This window comes from Streptomyces sp. Ag109_O5-1 (assembly GCF_003814875.1).
Classification (GTDB): Bacteria; Actinomycetota; Actinomycetes; order Streptomycetales; family Streptomycetaceae; genus Streptomyces; species Streptomyces sasae.
The window spans coordinates 9852252-9867523 of sequence record NZ_RKQF01000001.1; the positions used below are offsets into that span (position 1 = coordinate 9852252).

Annotated in this window: 15 protein-coding genes; 3 read left to right on the forward strand and 12 right to left on the reverse strand. The window is 70.8% G+C overall.

What is annotated here, in order from left to right; all coding sequences use genetic code 11:
- Positions 1 to 39: 39 nt before the first annotated feature.
- From EDD90_RS44925 to EDD90_RS44935, 3 genes are all read right to left on the reverse strand, one after another.
- The gene (locus EDD90_RS44925) at positions 40 to 1065 is read right to left on the reverse strand and encodes a 6-phosphofructokinase (protein WP_123978814.1); all 1026 of its coding nucleotides are present in this window, start codon (positions 1063 to 1065) and stop codon (positions 40 to 42) included.
- 203 nt (positions 1066 to 1268) lie between these two features.
- Positions 1269 to 1997 (reverse strand): type 1 glutamine amidotransferase, encoded by a 729-nt coding sequence (locus EDD90_RS44930; protein WP_123978815.1) that lies wholly within the window; start codon positions 1995 to 1997, stop codon positions 1269 to 1271.
- Between the two features lie 20 nt (positions 1998 to 2017).
- Positions 2018 to 3256: a MurT ligase domain-containing protein gene (locus tag EDD90_RS44935; protein ID WP_123978816.1), complete on the reverse strand. Its 1239-nt coding sequence runs from the start codon at positions 3254 to 3256 to the stop codon at positions 2018 to 2020.
- A 150-nt stretch (positions 3257 to 3406) separates the two neighbouring features.
- Between EDD90_RS44935 and def the strand changes: the two genes are divergently transcribed.
- Positions 3407 to 3946, forward strand: a complete 540-nt coding sequence (def, locus tag EDD90_RS44940; RefSeq protein WP_123978817.1) for a peptide deformylase — start codon at positions 3407 to 3409, stop codon at positions 3944 to 3946.
- Between the two features lie 97 nt (positions 3947 to 4043).
- Here the strand turns inward: def and EDD90_RS44945 are convergent, their stop codons facing one another.
- Positions 4044 to 4688, reverse strand: a complete 645-nt coding sequence (locus tag EDD90_RS44945; RefSeq protein ID WP_123978818.1) for a TetR family transcriptional regulator — start codon at positions 4686 to 4688, stop codon at positions 4044 to 4046.
- A gap of 172 nt (positions 4689 to 4860) precedes the next feature.
- Between EDD90_RS44945 and EDD90_RS44950 the strand changes: the two genes are divergently transcribed.
- Positions 4861 to 6087: an acyl-CoA dehydrogenase family protein gene (locus tag EDD90_RS44950; protein WP_123978819.1), complete on the forward strand. Its 1227-nt coding sequence runs from the start codon at positions 4861 to 4863 to the stop codon at positions 6085 to 6087.
- 87 nt (positions 6088 to 6174) lie between these two features.
- Here the strand turns inward: EDD90_RS44950 and EDD90_RS44955 are convergent, their stop codons facing one another.
- From EDD90_RS44955 to EDD90_RS44965, 3 genes are read right to left on the reverse strand one after another with little or no spacing between them, the layout of a single operon-like run.
- Positions 6175 to 6696: a cupin domain-containing protein gene (locus EDD90_RS44955; protein ID WP_123978820.1), complete on the reverse strand. Its 522-nt coding sequence runs from the start codon at positions 6694 to 6696 to the stop codon at positions 6175 to 6177.
- A 7-nt stretch (positions 6697 to 6703) separates the two neighbouring features.
- Entirely contained in the window at positions 6704 to 7951 is a 1248-nt protein-coding gene (locus EDD90_RS44960) for a cytochrome P450 (protein ID WP_398928755.1), read from the reverse strand.
- The gene (locus tag EDD90_RS44965) at positions 7948 to 9012 is read right to left on the reverse strand and encodes a type III polyketide synthase (protein ID WP_123978822.1); all 1065 of its coding nucleotides are present in this window, start codon (positions 9010 to 9012) and stop codon (positions 7948 to 7950) included. The genes EDD90_RS44960 and EDD90_RS44965 overlap by 4 nt, the downstream gene beginning before the upstream one ends.
- Before the next feature lie 326 nt (positions 9013 to 9338).
- Between EDD90_RS44965 and EDD90_RS44970 the strand changes: the two genes are divergently transcribed.
- Positions 9339 to 9857 (forward strand): transcriptional regulator, encoded by a 519-nt coding sequence (locus EDD90_RS44970; RefSeq protein WP_311737253.1) that lies wholly within the window; start codon positions 9339 to 9341, stop codon positions 9855 to 9857.
- Between the two features lie 49 nt (positions 9858 to 9906).
- On the opposite strand, the gene EDD90_RS44975 is transcribed toward EDD90_RS44970, so the two are convergent.
- The 5 genes from EDD90_RS44975 to EDD90_RS44995 all read right to left on the reverse strand — a co-directional run bounded on the left by EDD90_RS44975 (position 9907) and on the right by EDD90_RS44995 (position 15267).
- Positions 9907 to 10143, reverse strand: coding sequence for a DUF6213 family protein (locus tag EDD90_RS44975; RefSeq protein ID WP_123978823.1), 237 nt, complete (start codon positions 10141 to 10143; stop codon positions 9907 to 9909).
- Between the two features lie 24 nt (positions 10144 to 10167).
- Positions 10168 to 11553 (reverse strand): NADP-dependent succinic semialdehyde dehydrogenase, encoded by a 1386-nt coding sequence (locus EDD90_RS44980; RefSeq protein WP_123978824.1) that lies wholly within the window; start codon positions 11551 to 11553, stop codon positions 10168 to 10170.
- Between the two features lie 75 nt (positions 11554 to 11628).
- Positions 11629 to 12096, reverse strand: a complete 468-nt coding sequence (locus EDD90_RS44985) for an NUDIX domain-containing protein (protein ID WP_123978825.1) — start codon at positions 12094 to 12096, stop codon at positions 11629 to 11631.
- Positions 12093 to 13631: an ATP-dependent DNA ligase gene (locus EDD90_RS44990; RefSeq protein ID WP_123978826.1), complete on the reverse strand. Its 1539-nt coding sequence runs from the start codon at positions 13629 to 13631 to the stop codon at positions 12093 to 12095. Before EDD90_RS44990 ends, EDD90_RS44985 begins: the two co-directional genes overlap by 4 nt.
- A gap of 67 nt (positions 13632 to 13698) precedes the next feature.
- Positions 13699 to 15267, reverse strand: coding sequence for a N,N-dimethylformamidase beta subunit family domain-containing protein (locus tag EDD90_RS44995; protein WP_260328497.1), 1569 nt, complete (start codon positions 15265 to 15267; stop codon positions 13699 to 13701).
- Between the last annotated feature and the right edge of the window lie 5 nt (positions 15268 to 15272).

The window sequence follows — 15272 nt, forward strand, 5'->3', positions numbered from 1 at the left end:
GCACCCGGCGACGAACCGGCACCCCCTACGGCCCTGCCCCTACAGCACCGTCTCCGCCTCGTCGTACCGCCCGGAGGGAACCGTCTTCAACGTCTCCACGGCCTCGGCGAGCGGCACCATCACGATGTCCGTCCCCCGCAGCGCGGTCATGTGACCGAACTCGCCCCGGTGCACCGCCTCCACCGCATGCCACCCGAACCGCGTCGCCAGCACCCGGTCGTACGCCGTCGGCGTCCCGCCCCGCTGGACGTGCCCGAGGATCACCGGCCGCGCCTCCTTGCCGAGCCGCTCCTCCAACTCGATGGAGAGCTGCCGGGCGATCCCGGCGAACCGCTCATGGCCGTAGATGTCCTTGCCGCCCTCGTCGAACTCCATCGTGCCGGCCTTCGGCTTGGCCCCCTCCGCCGCGACGACGATCGCGAACCGCTTGCCCGCCTCGAACCGCTCGCCGACCCGGCGGGCCAACTCCTCGATGTCGAAGGGCCTCTCCGGTACGACGATGGCGTGCGCGCCGGCGGCCATGCCGGAGTGCAGGGCGATCCAGCCGGTGTGCCGCCCCATGACCTCGACGACGAGCACCCGCTGGTGGGACTCGGCGGTGGTCTTGAGCCGGTCCAGGGCCTCGGTCGCCACGCCCACGGCCGTGTCGAAGCCGAAGGTGACGTCGGTGACAGCGATGTCGTTGTCGATGGTCTTCGGGACGCCGACGATCGGCAGGCCCGCGTCGGACATCAGCCGGGCCGCCTTGAGCGTGCCCTCACCGCCGATCGGGATGATCGCATCGAGGCCGAGCTCGGCGACATGGCCCTTGGCCCGCTCCACACCGTCGCGCAGATGCGAGGGCTGGACGCGGGAGGAGCCGAGGATCGTACCGCCGCGGGCCAGGATGCCGGCCACGGCGTCGAGGTCGAGCTTGAGATAGTCGCATTCCAGGAGGCCCTTCCAGCCGTCCCGGAAGCCGATGACCTCGTCGCCGTGGTCGACGACGGCACGGTGCACGACGGACCGGATGACGGCGTTCAGGCCGGGGCAGTCGCCACCGGACGTGAGGACACCAATGCGCATAGCCCGAAACAACCTTCTTCACGTGGGCCGAGGACCGGACCACGCTGTCCGGCTGACAACGCGGCCACCCTACCGGCGTGAGGGGGTGCCTCCCTAGCGGGCGTCCGCCTGCTGGACGCGCCCGCACATGTGAGCGGACGCGCTGTCAGGCGGGCTCGGAACCGTGCCCGTGACGGCGCCCGGAACCGACCCCGCCGAAACGGTCAGGCAGGCTGCTGCGCGGACGCGATCCGCTCGTTGCGCAGGGCCTCGTACCAGCGGTCGTCGATCGGCGGCAGCGCGTTGACGTCGAGCGCCAGCTTCAGCAGCAGGTCGGCGATGAGCGGGTTGCGGGCGAGCACCGGCCCGTGCATGTACGTGCCGAAGACGGTCTCGTTGTACGCGCCCTCCGTGCCGTCCCCGGTGCCGTTGCCCCGGCCGAGCTGGACCCGGGCGAAGGGGCGGGCGGTGGGGCCGAGCTGGGTGACGCCCTGGTGGTTCTCGAACCCGGTGAGCTGGGGCAGCCCGAGCCGCGGGTCGATGTCGGCGAGGACGTCGCCGACGCACCGCTCCCCGGTGCCGCGCACGGTCGTCACGTCCAGCAGCCCGAGGCCCGGCTCCCGCTGCCCGAGGTCGTTGATGAACTCGTGCCCGAGGATCTGGTACCCGGCACACACGGAGAACACGATCGCGCCGTTCTCCACCGCCCGGTACAGATGCCCGTCGCGGCGCAGCCGCTCGGCGGCGAGCCGCTGCGGACGGTCCTCGCCGCCGCCGATCAGGTAGATGTCGCCGGAGGTCGGGATCGGCTGGTCACTGCGCACATCGAGCCGGGCCACGTCGAGACCGCGCTGCCGGGCCCGGCGCTCCACGACGAGCGCGTTGCCCTGGTCGCCGTAGGTGCTGAGCAGGTCCGGGTAGATCCACACCAGCCGCAGTTGGTTGTCGCTCATGAAGTCTTCGTCCTTCGTGGTCAGTTGCCGACGCGGCGGCGCAGGTCCTGGAACGCGGTGTAGTTCGCGATGACCTCGATACGGCCCGGCGGGCACATCTGCACGGCCTGGTCGAGCGAGTCGCAGACCTGGAAGTGCTGGTTCGCCACCTCCAGACGCACCGCGAGGTCCAGCTTGCGGTCACCCAGCACGAAGATCGGGTGGCCGGTGAGGCGCGTGTAGTCCACGTCCCACAGCCAGGAGGTGTCGGTGCCGTCCGCGCCGCGTGCGTTCACGGAGAGGATCACCGGGGCCGGCGGCGGGTCGATGAGCGAGAACGTCTCCAGCCAGCCGGCCGGATTCTTCGCCAGCAGCAGCCGCAGATCACGGTTCTGGAACTGCACGACGTCGTAGCGTCCCGCGACCGCCTGCACCTGGTACATCCGCTCCAGGGCGACCTGCGGCGGCACCCCGAAGACGGCGGCGACGGCGGCCGAGGAGGCGGCGTTCGCCTTGTTGGCACGGCCCGGCAGCTGCAGATGGATCGGCCAGGCGGAACCGTGCGGGTCGAGCACGTGGTCGCCCGACAGCACCCAGCTCGGGGTCGGCCGCCGGAACCCGCACTCGCCGCAGAACCAGTCGTCGCCCGGGCGCTGCATCACGCCACCGCAGGACGGGCAGGACCAGGCGTCGTCCTTCCACATCTGCCCGGCGGCGACCCAGACCACGTTGGGGGAGGACGACGCGGCCCACACCACCAGCGGGTCGTCGCAGTTCGCCACGATCACGGCCTTCGACCCCGCGAGGCCCTCCCGCCAGTTCTCGGCGAGCATCCGGGTCTCGGCGGCGCGGTCGAGCTGGTCGCGGGAGAGGTTGAGCAGGGCGATGCACTTGGGTGCGGTGTCCCGGGCCACCCCGGCCAGGTACTTCTCGTCGACCTCGATGACACCGAACTTCGAGTCCGAGCCACCGGCCAGCGCCGAGGTGATGCCGGCGGGCATGTTGGCGCCGAGCGCGTTCGAGACGACCGGCCCCGCGGCCTTCAGCGCCTCGGCGATCAGCCTGGTGGTCGTGGTCTTGCCGTTCGTCGCCGAGACGAGCGTGACGTCCAGGTGGGTGGCGAGCCGGGCGAGCAGGTCGGGGTCGAGTTTGAGTGCGACCCGGCCACCGATCACAGATCCGCTGCCGCGTCCCGCCGCCCGGGACGCCGCCGCGACCGCCTTGCCCGCGGTCACGGCGAGCTTGGCCCGCGGCGTGAGCGGGTCCGAGTTGCCTGCCATCAGTTCTCGATCCTCCTTGCGTACGCGCCGCGCCTCAGCCATCCGGCAACGTGGTGTGAGGCCAGCCTATCGAGATCCATTCGCACACCCGAATTCCGGCCCTCGCCTGCGCGGCGGGCAGGGCCTGATCCGAACCGTACCCTTGCGGCCATGCGACACGGTTCCATTCCGGGCTCCCGCGGGCGGGTCCGGCCCCTCACCCTGCTCGGCGACCCCGTTCTGCACGCCCCCTGCGCGGACGTCACCGACTTCGGCCCCGAACTCTCCCGACTGGTGGAGGACTTGTTCGCGACGATGTACGCGGCCGAGGGGGTGGGCCTGGCGGCGAACCAGGTGGGGGAGTCGCTGCGGGTGTTCGTCTACGACTGCCCCGACGACGAGGACGTCCGCCACCTGGGCCACGTGGTGAACCCGCGCCTGGTGGAGGCCGACGGCGTGACGATCCGCGGCCCCGAGGGCTGCCTGTCCCTGCCGGGCCTGGAGGCGGGGACAGAACGCTACGACCACGCGGTGGTCGAGGGCTTCACGGCGACGGGGGAGCCGATCACGATCCACGGCACGGGCTTCTTCGCGAGATGCCTGCAACACGAGACCGACCACTTGGAAGGCCGCGTCTACGCCGACCACGTCACGGGCTGGCGCAAGCGCAAGCTGATGCGACAGGTGGCCAAATCCTCTTGGCACCGGTGAGCGAATGCGCCCCGAAGGGGCGCTGGGCTGTATCGATATGCGGCTCCGCCGCGTGGGCGCGACCAGCCCCCACCGGCCGTGACACGGCGCACGACCGTCAGAACCCCGGACCACCTATTTTGTCCCCCGCCGCAGCCAGCCGCCCCCACAGCAAATCAGCCAGACTCTTGACCAGTTCGGCACGGGAACACGGCTGTTCCCCCAGCCACCAGTCCCCGGCCGCATGCATCATCCCGACGATCCCGTGCCCCCATACCCGGGCCAGCTGCTGGCTGTTCGGCCCCAGATCCAGCCGGTCCTCGATGACCTGAGCCAGTTCCTCACCCATCCTGCGCAGCAACGGAGCCGAGTGCTTCCCCACGTCAAACCCCTGCTCGGCCCCCGTGCTGCCCTCGGCAGGGTGCATCAGGAACCGGTACACCTGAGGCCGCGCCTCGATCGCCGCGAGGTACGTGTCCAACGTCGCCTCGACCCGCTCACGGCGCTCCGCCGGAGCGTCCAGTGCGGCCCGCAGTGAGTTCAGCAGCGCGTCCGTGTGCCGCTTGGCCAGCGCCGCGTACAGCCCGCCCTTGTCGCCGAAGTGGCGATAGAGGATGGGTTTGGTGATGCCGGCCTCGGCCGCGATCGCGTTCATGGAAGCCTGTGGACCGTCGCGCAGTACCACCCGGTCGGCGGCCTCCAGCAGCTCGCGCCGTCGGCGGTCGGCGGACCGCTGTTGTTCGGTCCGCTGTGTGGTGTCCATGTGCTCTCCCCACCCCGTGCTGTTTCGGTACTGCTCGCGCAAACTAACACCTGACAGCCATCCCGTATCGAACTGGCTGCCGAGGTGACCTCGGGAGTTGACTTTTCCTACCGACCAGTAACAGACTCGGGTTACCGCTAGTAACACATTATGCGCCGCCGCTGGAGGGGTCATGGCCGAGTTCACCATGGAGCTCAACGACGAACAGAAGGAGGTCCGGGACTGGCTGCACGGTTTCGCCGCCGATGTCATTCGTCCCGCGGCCGCCGAATGGGACGAGCGTGAGGAGACTCCCTGGCCGGTCATCCAGGAGGCCGCGAAGGTCGGTATCTACTCCCTCGACTTCTACGCCCAGCAGTACTTCGACCCCACCGGCCTCGGCATCCCGATGGCCATGGAGGAGCTGTTCTGGGGCGACGCGGGCATCGCGCTGTCCATCGTGGGCACCGGTCTCGCCGCCGTCGGCGTCCTCGCCAACGGCACCGAGGAGCAGATCGGCACCTGGATCCCGCAGATGTACGGCGACGCCAACGACGTCAAGGTCGCCGCGTTCTGCTCCTCCGAGCCGGACGCCGGCTCCGACGTGGGCTCCATGCGCACCCGGGCCGTCTACGACGAGGCCAAGGACGAGTGGGTGCTCAACGGCACCAAGACCTGGGCGACCAACGGTGGCATCGCCAACGTCCATGTCGTCGTCGCGGTCGTCGACCCGGAGCTCGGCTCCAAGGGCCACGCGTCCTTCATCGTCCCGCCGGGCACTCCGGGACTCGCCCAGGGGCAGAAGTTCAAGAAGCACGGGATCCGCGCCTCGCACACCGCCGAGGTCGTCCTGGACAACGCCCGCGTGCCGGGCTCCTGCCTGCTCGGCGGCAAGGAGAGGCTGGACGAGCGCCTGGCCCGGGCCCGGGAGCGGGCGAAGTCGGGCGGTGAGCGCGTCAAGAACGCGGCGATGGCGACGTTCGAGGCAAGCCGGCCCGCGGTCGGGGCGATGGCCGTCGGCACGGCACGTGCCGCCTACGAGGTCGCCCTCGACTACGCCATGACCCGTGAGCAGTTCGGGCGGCCGATCATCGACAACCAGGGCGTGGCCTTCCAGCTCGCGGACATGCGTACGTCCATCGACGCGGCCCGGCTGCTGGTGTGGCGGGCGTCCTGGATGGCGATCAACGGGAAGCCGTTCACGGCCGCCGAGGGGTCGATGTCGAAGCTGTTCGCCAGCGAGACGGCCAAGAAGGTCACCGGGCAGGCGATCCAGATCCTCGGTGGCAACGGCTACACGCGGGAGTACCCGGTGGAGCGGATGCACCGGGATGCGGCGATCTACACGATCTTCGAGGGTACGAGTGAGATCCAGCGGCTGGTGATCGCCCGGACGCTGTCGGGGATGCCGATCCGGTAGCCGCCGTTCGGGGTGCTGCGCGACACGGTCTGCGGGCGCGTCGTGGCTGGTCGCGCAGTTCCCCGCGCCCCTTTGGGGCGCATCCACTTACCGGAGTTTCAAAGGCGTCAACTGCTCGATGTCGTAGCGCTTGCGGAGTGCCTCGATCGCCTCGTGGTCGGGGGGACCGCCGCTTCCCAGGATCTCCAGCAGCTCCTCGAAGTAGCGCTCGTGATCCGGTGGCGGGGAGGCCTGGAAGAACATCCGTGCCGGGGCCTTTGTCGGGTTGGCGAAGGCGTGTGGGCAGCCGGGCGGTACGACGATCACCGTGCCCGGGGTCGCCCGCATCACCCTGCTGCCCGAACTCGACTGCCACTTCTGCCAGTTGTCGGGGGTGCGGATGCGGGGCTCGAAGGCGAGGACGTCCAGCTCGCCTTCGAGGACGTAGAACAACTCCTCGCTGCGGGTGTGCACATGGGCGCCCACGTCGAAGCCCGGCGGGACCTCCACCTCGAAGGTGGATGCGCTCCGCGAGTGCGTGCCCGTCACCTTGAAGGTGACGCGCTGGGCCGGCGTGTGGACCACACGCCCATGACCAGGTGGCACAAGGAGTCCCTCGGTCGTCGTCATGGGGCGCTCACCACGTCACCGGAAGGGCCTCGGGCCCCCGGATCAACGCCCCCTTCTTGAAGGGGACCTGGTCCGGGGGTACCGCGAGCCGCAGCCCGGGCAGCCGGTCGAGGAGGGTGTCGACCAGCAACTCCTCCTCCAGCCTGCCGAGCTGGCCGCCGGGGCAGTAGTGCGGGCCGAACCCGAAGGAGATGTGCGGGTTGGGACTGCGGGCGAGGTCGATCGTCTCGGGGTCCGCGAAGACCTCCGGGTCGCGGTTGGCGGCCAGGTACGAGACGTAGACCGCATCGCCCGCCCGGATCCGTACGCCCCCGATGTCCACGTCAGCCATGGCGATCCGGGACAGCCCGACCGCGCTGCGGTGCGGGATGTAGCGCAGGAGTTCGTCGATCGCCCGGGGGCGGATCGCCGGCTCGGTGCGCAGCCGGTCGAGGAGGTCGGGCCGGGCGAGCAGCAGGTAGAACATCTGCCCGCTGTTGTTGGTGACCGCCTCGCCGCCGATCTGGAGGAGGACGGCGAGACCGACGGCCTCCTCCAGGGTGATCTCACAGCGGCCCACGGCGGTGCCGAGCAGGGAGGTCACGTCCTCGCCGGCACTGCCGTCGCGCAGCGCGATGAGGTCACCGAAGTAGGCGCTCATCTCACGCTTGGCCCGCTCGCTGACCTCCTTGCCGTGGCTGGAGGACAGGATCAGCTGGGTCCAGAGGTGCATGGTGTGCCGGTCGGCGGCAGGGACGCCCATCACCTCGCAGATCACCGCGATGGGGAACGGGCTCAGGACCGTCGCGGTGAGATCGGCGGGCGGGCCGTCCTGGACGAGTTTGTCGACGAGCTCGTCCAGCATCCGGCGCGCCTTCTCCCGGACCCGCTCCACGCCCTTGGCGGTGAGCGCGGCGGCCACCGAGCGGCGCAGCCGCGTGTGGTCGGGCGGGTCCAGGAAGCCGACCGCACCGCGATCGGGGATGAAGTGCGGGGCGAGCCTGGTGACCGGGTGGTCCAGCACCGCCTTGCGGCTGAACCGGGGGTCGTTGGCCACCGCTCGTACGTCGTCGTACCGGGTGACCAGCCACGCCCAGCCCTCGCCGTTCGGCAGCTGGATGCGGGTGATCGGACCCTCCCGCATGAGTTCCGCCAGGGTGGGGTCGAAGTCCACCCCCGTCAGGTCCGGCACTTCCCAGTACCGGACCGGACAGGCGTCCTCGCCAGGAGCTTCGTCGGCGGGGTCGAGTCGTTCCGTGAGTGTCATCTCGGTCAGTCCGCCCCTTCGTCCGAACGCCGCCAGCGACCCAGCGACATCTCCGCGGTGATGCCGGGACCGAACCCGGCGAGCAGTCCGCGCGCCCGGTGCTCGGCACCGCCCTCGTCGAACATCCGGCGCAGTGCGTCCAGGACGACGGCGCTGGCGATGTTGCCGTACTCGGTGAGCGTGGCCCGGCTGAACCGGAACGCGTGCGGATCGACCTGGAGGAACTTGCTGAGGTCGTCCAGGATCCGTGGGCCGCCCGCGTGGACTATGTAGAAGTCCAGGTCGGAGGCGTCCCAGCCGTGCAGTCCTGCCAGGTCCTGGAGCGCCGGTGCGAGCGGCTCCATGGTCGCCGGGACCCGCTTGTCCAGCAGGAAGTGGAACCCGGTGGCCCGGACGTCGTACATGATCCACTCTTCGGTCTTGGGGATCAGGTACGACCCGTTGCGTTCGAGCTCGACGCCGTCGCCGCCCTTGCCGCGGACCACGGCGGCGGCGATGCCGTCACCGAACAGGCCGTTGGACAGGAGCGAGCCGACACCGAGGTCGGTCGGCTGGTAGCACAGCGAGCAGAACTCGCAGGCCACGATGAGCGCGTTGGCGTCCGGGTACGCCGAGCAGAAGTCGTGCGCCCGGTTGATCGCCGCCCCGCCGGCCGCACAGCCGAGCTGCGCGATCGGGATCTGGCGGGTGGTCGAGTCGAAGTCCATCTCGTTGATCAGCCACGCCGTGAGCGAGGGCATCATGAAGCCCGTGCACGAGACGTAGATGATCACGTCGATGTCGCTGGTGAGCAGTTCGGCGTCGTCGAGTGCCCGCTGGATGACTGCGGGGACCCGGGCCTTGGCCTCGACCTCGTAGAGCTTGTTGCGCTCCTCGAAGCCGGGGTGCTTGAGGGTTTCCTCGATCGGCTGCACGATGTGCCGGGTACGAACGCCCGTGTTCTCGATCAGTCTCAGCGCCAATGGCAGCTGCGGGTTGTTCTCGTGGTGGGAGCGCGCCAGTTCCAGCGTCTCCTCCATCGTGATCACGTACTCCGGGACCGACACTGAGGGCTTGCACAAAGTCGCCATGAACCGTGCCTGCTTTCAGCCTTCCGGCGGGTTTGGGCCCGCCGGCCAGAAGGTGGTTCACCTCAGGAGGTGGTTCCCTCACGATCACCCGTGAGGGCGATGATCTCGCGCCGGACTACTCCGAACCGGTGACCCCGTGTCAGGGTCGGATCAGCACAGAGGTACCTCGACGAGGAGGACGCGATGCCCGGCACGGCCGCGGAAATGCTGAAAACCACCAGGTCAGAGCTTGCCCCGGACCCGAACGCCAATCCATTGGTCCGCTCGTCGCCAGCGGCCGGGCGAGTCTGGGGACACTCGCCGCACTGGCCCTGGAACAACACCGGGTGATCCCCGCCGACCGGCGCGCGTTCCTGCATCTGGCGCAGCGCGCCGACGGGGAGCAGGCGGCCGCAGGGTTCTTCACCATGCTGGCCGAGGGCGAGGAGCTGGCGGCAGAGCGGCTGGGCGCGTTCATGGTGGCGTGCGAAGTGGATCAGCGACGCATGCAGGCGTACGAGCCCCTGCCGGGCTGCCAGGCGTACCCGGCGTACATCTCCTGGCTCGCCCTCAACGCCGCCCCGACGGACGCGGTCCTGGCCATCACGGCCAACTTCGCGACATGGGGGACGTATTGCGCGCGCATCGCCCAGGGCCTGCGCGCGCACTACGGCTTCACGGACGAGGCCTGCGCGTTCTTCGACTTCTTCGCAGAACCGGCCCCGGCGCTGGACGAGCAGGCAGAGGCAGCGGTGCGGGCGGGACTGGACACCGGCCGCCTCGACACAGGCTCGGCGTACACCTACGGCCGTCTGCTCCAGGCCTATGAGGCGATGTTCTGGTCGGCGTTGGGCGAAATTCCCTAGGGGCGCGGGGAACTGCGCGAGCAACCCCCGCCGACCCGCACCCGCCGAACTACCCCTGCTGCCCACTGCTATGGGCGATACAAGCCACGTCGATCCGATCCGCAAGCTTCGCGAGCTCAATGGTCAGAGCGGCAACCGTGTCCTCGTCGAGCCCACTCTCCCCGGCCTCCACAAGCCGCAGCCACCGCCCGCCCATGGTCCGCAACAACTTACTCACGTCGGCCGCAGCCACCTGCAAGGTCCCGCGGTCGTCGACGACCAGAGGCAGAGTCACTTCGCGGTTCACACCCGGATCGTAGCCGCGTAACCGTCACGCACCCTGCCAAACGGTGGTGATGTTGCAGAACTCCCGGATTCCGTGCCCGGACAGCTCACGCCCGTATCCGGACCGCTTCACACCCCCGAAGGGAAACGCCGGGTGGGAGGCGGTCATGCCGTTGACGAACACGCCACCGGCCTCCAGATCCCGTACGAACCGGTCCACCTCGGCCTCGTCCCGCGTCCAGACGTTCGAACTCAGTCCGAAGGGCGAGTCGTTGGCGATGAGCACCGCCTCGTCCAGGTCCCCGGCCCGGTACAGCGTGGCCACCGGCCCGAACGCCTCCTCGCGGTGGATGCGCATGTCGCGGTGGATCCCGGCGAGTACGGTCGGCGGATAGAACCAGCCGGGCCCGTCCGGCCGCTGCCCGCCGCACAGCACCTGAGCACCCGACCGCTTCGCGTCCTCGACCAGCTCCTCCAGATCCTTCCGCCCCTGCTCGCTGGAGAGCGGCCCGACATCCGTCCCCTCGTCCATCGGGTCACCCATGCGCAGCTCCGCCATGCCCGCCACGAACCGCTCGGCGAACGCGTCGTAGACGTCCGTGTGGACGATGAACCGCTTCGCGGCGATGCACGACTGCCCGTTGTTCTGCACGCGCGCGGTGACCGCGATCTTCGCGGCCCGGTCGATGTCGGCGGACGGCATCACCACGAAGGGGTCGCTGCCGCCCAGTTCAAGCACCGTCTTCTTGATCATCTCCCCGGCGGTGGACGCGACCGCGCGGCCCGCCGGCTCGCTGCCCGTGAGCGTCGCCGCCCGCACCCGCTCGTCGCGCAGGATGTCGTCGACCGCGCCGGAGCCGATCAGCAGCGTCTGGAAGCAGCCCTCGGTGAAGCCCGCCCGGTGGAAGAGGTCCTCCAGGTACAGGGCGGTCTGCGGGACGTTCGACGCGTGCTTGAGCAGGCCCACGTTGCCCGCCATCAGCGCGGGCGCGGCGAACCGGACCACCTGCCAGAGCGGGAAGTTCCACGGCATCACGGCGAGCACCGGCCCGATGGGGCGGTAGCGCACCCGCACCCGCGAAGCGCCCGAGTCCTTCACGTCCGTCTCCGCCGGCTCCTCGTCGGCCAGCAGTTCCTCCGCGTGGTCGGCGTACCAGCGCATCGCCTTCGCGCACTTCGCGGCCTCCGCGCGAGCCTGCTTGACCGGCTTGCCCATCTCGGTGGTCATCGTGCGCGCGATGTCCTCCTGGTCCGAGTCCAGCAGGTCCGCGGCCCCGTGCAGCAGCCGGGCGCGCTCGGCGAACGTGGTCGTGCGGTACGTACGGAACGTGGCCTCGGCGAGTTCGAGCCGGCGTTCCAGCTCGTCCTCGTTCATGGCCTCGAACGTTTCGAGCGTCTCACCGTTCGCCGGGTTGACCGTCGCGATGGGCATGGCTGACCTCCCTGGGAGCGGGCTTGCTAAGACCTTCCCGCGCGGCTCCCGGGACCGCAACGCGTGGGCGTCCCTTCAGCCCGAGTGCTCCGCCAGCCGGTCGAGAAACGCGGCCTGCGCCTTGACGATCAGCTCGCGGGCCCGGTCGGGGGTCAGCCAGGCCACCCGGTCCAGCTCCGGGAACTCCTGGATCCGGCCCGACCGCGGCGGCCACTCCATCTCGAAGGTGCCGGGGGCGATGGCCGCCGGATCCAGGTCCGCCTCGATCGCCCACGCCGTCACGATCTTGCCGTTGGTCTGCCGGACCTCGCCCAGCTCGATCGCCTCGCCGTCCGGCGGCGGCAGGCCCAGCTCCTCCTGGAACTCGCGGCGGGCCGCCGCCCAGGCCGGCTCCTCCGGCCCGTACTCGCCCTTGGGGACGGTCCACGCACCCGCGTCCTTCTTCGCGAAATAGGGGCCGCCCATATGGCCGAGCAACACCTCAAGACCCTCACCGGTATGCCGGAACAACAGCAGTCCCGCGCTTCGCTTCGGCTCCGTCAACGCCGTACCTCCGGGTGGGCGGCCAGCAGGGACTCCACCGTATCCGCCTCCTCCGGCCGCTTGTCCTCGCGGTAGCGGACGACCCGGGCGAAGCGCAGGGTGACTCCGGCCGGGTAGCGGGTGGACCGCTGCAGACCGTCGTAGGCGATCTCGACGACGAGTTCGGGGCGTACGGTCACCACCCAGCCGTCGTCCGAGACCTCCAGCTCCTTCAGCCGGGCGGTCTGCCACTCCAGCATCGCGTCGGTCATGCCCTTGAAGGTCTTGCCGAGCATGGCGAAGGTGCCGTCCGGGGCGAGTGCGCCGAGGTGGAGGTTGGAGAGCTTGCCGGTGCGCCGGCCGTGTCCCCATTCGGCAGCCAGGACGACCAGGTCGAGGGTGTGCACCGGCTTGACCTTCAGCCAGGAGGCGCCCCGGCGGCCCGCGCTGTAGGGCGCGTCGAGGGCTTTCACGACCACGCCCTCGTGACCGCGTTCCAGGGTGGCGGCGAGGAACTCTTCGGCCGCCGGCGTGTCCGCCGGCCCCGACACCAGCGCCCGGCGCACCCGCATCGGCTCGGGGACCAGCCGGGCCAGTTCCGCGTGCCGTTCGGCGAAGGGGAGGTCGAGGAGATCGTGGTCGCCGACCGAGAGCGCGTCGAAGAAGACGGGGGAGACCGGGACCTCCTCCGCGGCCTTCGCGACATCCACCCGGGAGCCGACCCGGCCCGCCGTCTCCTGGAAGGAGCGGGGGCGGCCGGCGGCGTCGAAGGAGATCACCTCGCCGTCGAGGATGAACCGGTCACCCGTCAACTCCCGTGCTACTGACGTCACTTCGGGAAGGCGGTCGGTGATGTCGTCGAGCGTGCGGGTGAAGATCCGGACCATGTCGCCGTCCCGGTGGACCTGGACCCGGATGCCGTCCAGCTTCTCCTCGACCACGCACGCGCCCAGCTTCGCCACCGCCTCGGCGACCGAGGAGGCGGTCTGCGCCAGCATGGGCAGCACCGGCCGCCCGACGGTGAGGCGGAAGCGGGCGAGGGCGGGCGGGCCGTCCGCCAGCAGCGCCTCGGCCACCGCCTGGAGCGACCCGGCGAGCATCACGGCCCGCCGGACGTCCGCCGGGTCCGCGTCCGTCGCCTGCGCGAGCCCTTCCACGGCCACCGCGTCCAGGGCGCCCTGCCGAACCTCACCCGTGATCAGGCCGAGCAGGAAGCACTGCTCTTCCGCCGTGGCCGCGCCCATCAACTCGCCCACGATCCTGCCGCGTTCGGCCTGCGAGCCGGGTCCGGAGACCTTACCGAGACCGGTGAGGCGGGCGTCCACCTCGCGCACGGTGAGGGATGGTTCGGCGGCTGCCGCGACCGGTCGGCCCAGCACCTTCCAGCCGACACCGAGGCGGCCCTGCGGGAGCCGCCCGGCCAGGTAGGGGATGACGATCGGCACGTCGTCGGGGGCCGTCTCCCGGAAGAGCTCGGCGAGCAGCGCGGTCTTGCGGGACCTGGCCGCGGTGGCGGCCACCTCCCGGGACACTTCGGCGAGCCGGGTCAGCAGCATGCAGCCATGGTGCTACGGACGGGGCCCGACGACACCCGTACGTCCCCGCACGGCGTCCGCGTGGGGGTCACGCCGAGGCGGTTCCGTACACCTGCGCGGCGTTGGGGCGCGGCGCGGGGCGGTGGTGGGCCGCCGGGCCTTCGGCGAAGGCGCGCAGCAGGTTCTCCGTGGTGCGGGTGACGAAGGCGCGGGTAGCCGCGTCCATGCCATGGTGCCGGCTGCCGTCGCCGGTGGCCGCCATCAGGGCCTCCACCCAGCGCATGGTGCCGGTCGCGAAGACCCCGGCGCCGCTCGGCACGGTGTAGTACGCCGAGTCGCCGTGGCTGCGCCGGCCGTCGCACACCAGGGGGGAGTGGGCCGTGATCTCCAGCGGGCCGGGGGCGGCCGTGCCGGGGAGGACCCGGTCGTACTCGGCGCCCACGAGATGGCCGAAACCCTCGCCCGCGTGGACTCCGGTGCCCTCGTACAGCCAGTGGTCCGGCGCCGTGACGATGTAGGGGGCGTCCACCGGGTAGCCCTCGTAGAGCACTCCGGTGAGCGAGGACTCCGGGTTGGCGCCCGGTGCCGCGCGGAAGTCGGTCGTGACCAGGGCGGGCCGGGCGGGGAAGCAGGGGTCCGCGGTGTACGAGGACTTGTAGCAGACGACGGTACGGCCGGGGCCGGTGTCCGACGCCTCTATCCGGACGCGCCGGAAGCAGGTGTTGGCACCGAGGAAGGCGATGTTGGTACCCGCGTCCCGGGCGGCCGTGACATGGCGGCGCTGCTCGGGCGTCCAGTACTCGTCGTGCCCCAGGCAGACGACGGCGGTGGCCCCGGCCAGCACCCCGGGGTCGGCGTGCACGTCCGTCCCCGTGGTGTAGGCGAGCGGGATGCCCAGCCGCTCGGCCAGTACGACCGCCGCCCACTCGTAGACCAGGAACTTCTCCGCGCCGTTCTGGTCGTAGGGCCGGTCGAAGGTGACGGCCAGCGAGCGGCCCGCGTAGCCGCCGTCGGAGCCGGCGTAGAGGCTGAGCCCGCCCCACCTGTTGTACGCCTGCCAGGTCGCCGGGGCGTGCAGGAGGACGGTACGGCCCGCACCGTGCGTGGAGCGCAGGACCAGCGGGACGTACCGCTGATGGCCGCTCTCGGCCTCCAGACGCAGCAGGTACGCGCCCTCCGGCCAGCCGGTCGTGTCCACGGTGAGCGTGCGCGGCCAGTCGGCGCGCACGGTGCGGGTGGCGGAGAGGATCCCCGGAGACCGCTGGGCGCGGCCCGGGATGCGCGGGGAGAACCAGACACGCCGGGCCTGTTTCCCGCCGTACCAGCCGACCCGCAGCGCCGAGACCCGGAAGGCGGCGGCCGTGGTCGAGACGGACAGGCCGAACTCCTCGCCCGGCGTCACGCTCACCCGGTCGGCGTAACCGGCGATCGCGTCGGGAGCGCCGAGGGACCCGATGCGCCAGTCGGCGGTCCCCGGACGGCCGCGCTCCGCCTCGGGCAGCCGGGCGTCGTGGGCGGCGGACCCATGGGCCGGGGCCAACTGCTCGCAGGCCGCCGCCGCGCCGAGTCCGACGCCCGCGCACAGCCCGAGGAACCGCCTGCGCGCGGGCCCGGACCCGGGCACGGACGACGACTCCTGCCGCTCCGGACCGTCCACACCGC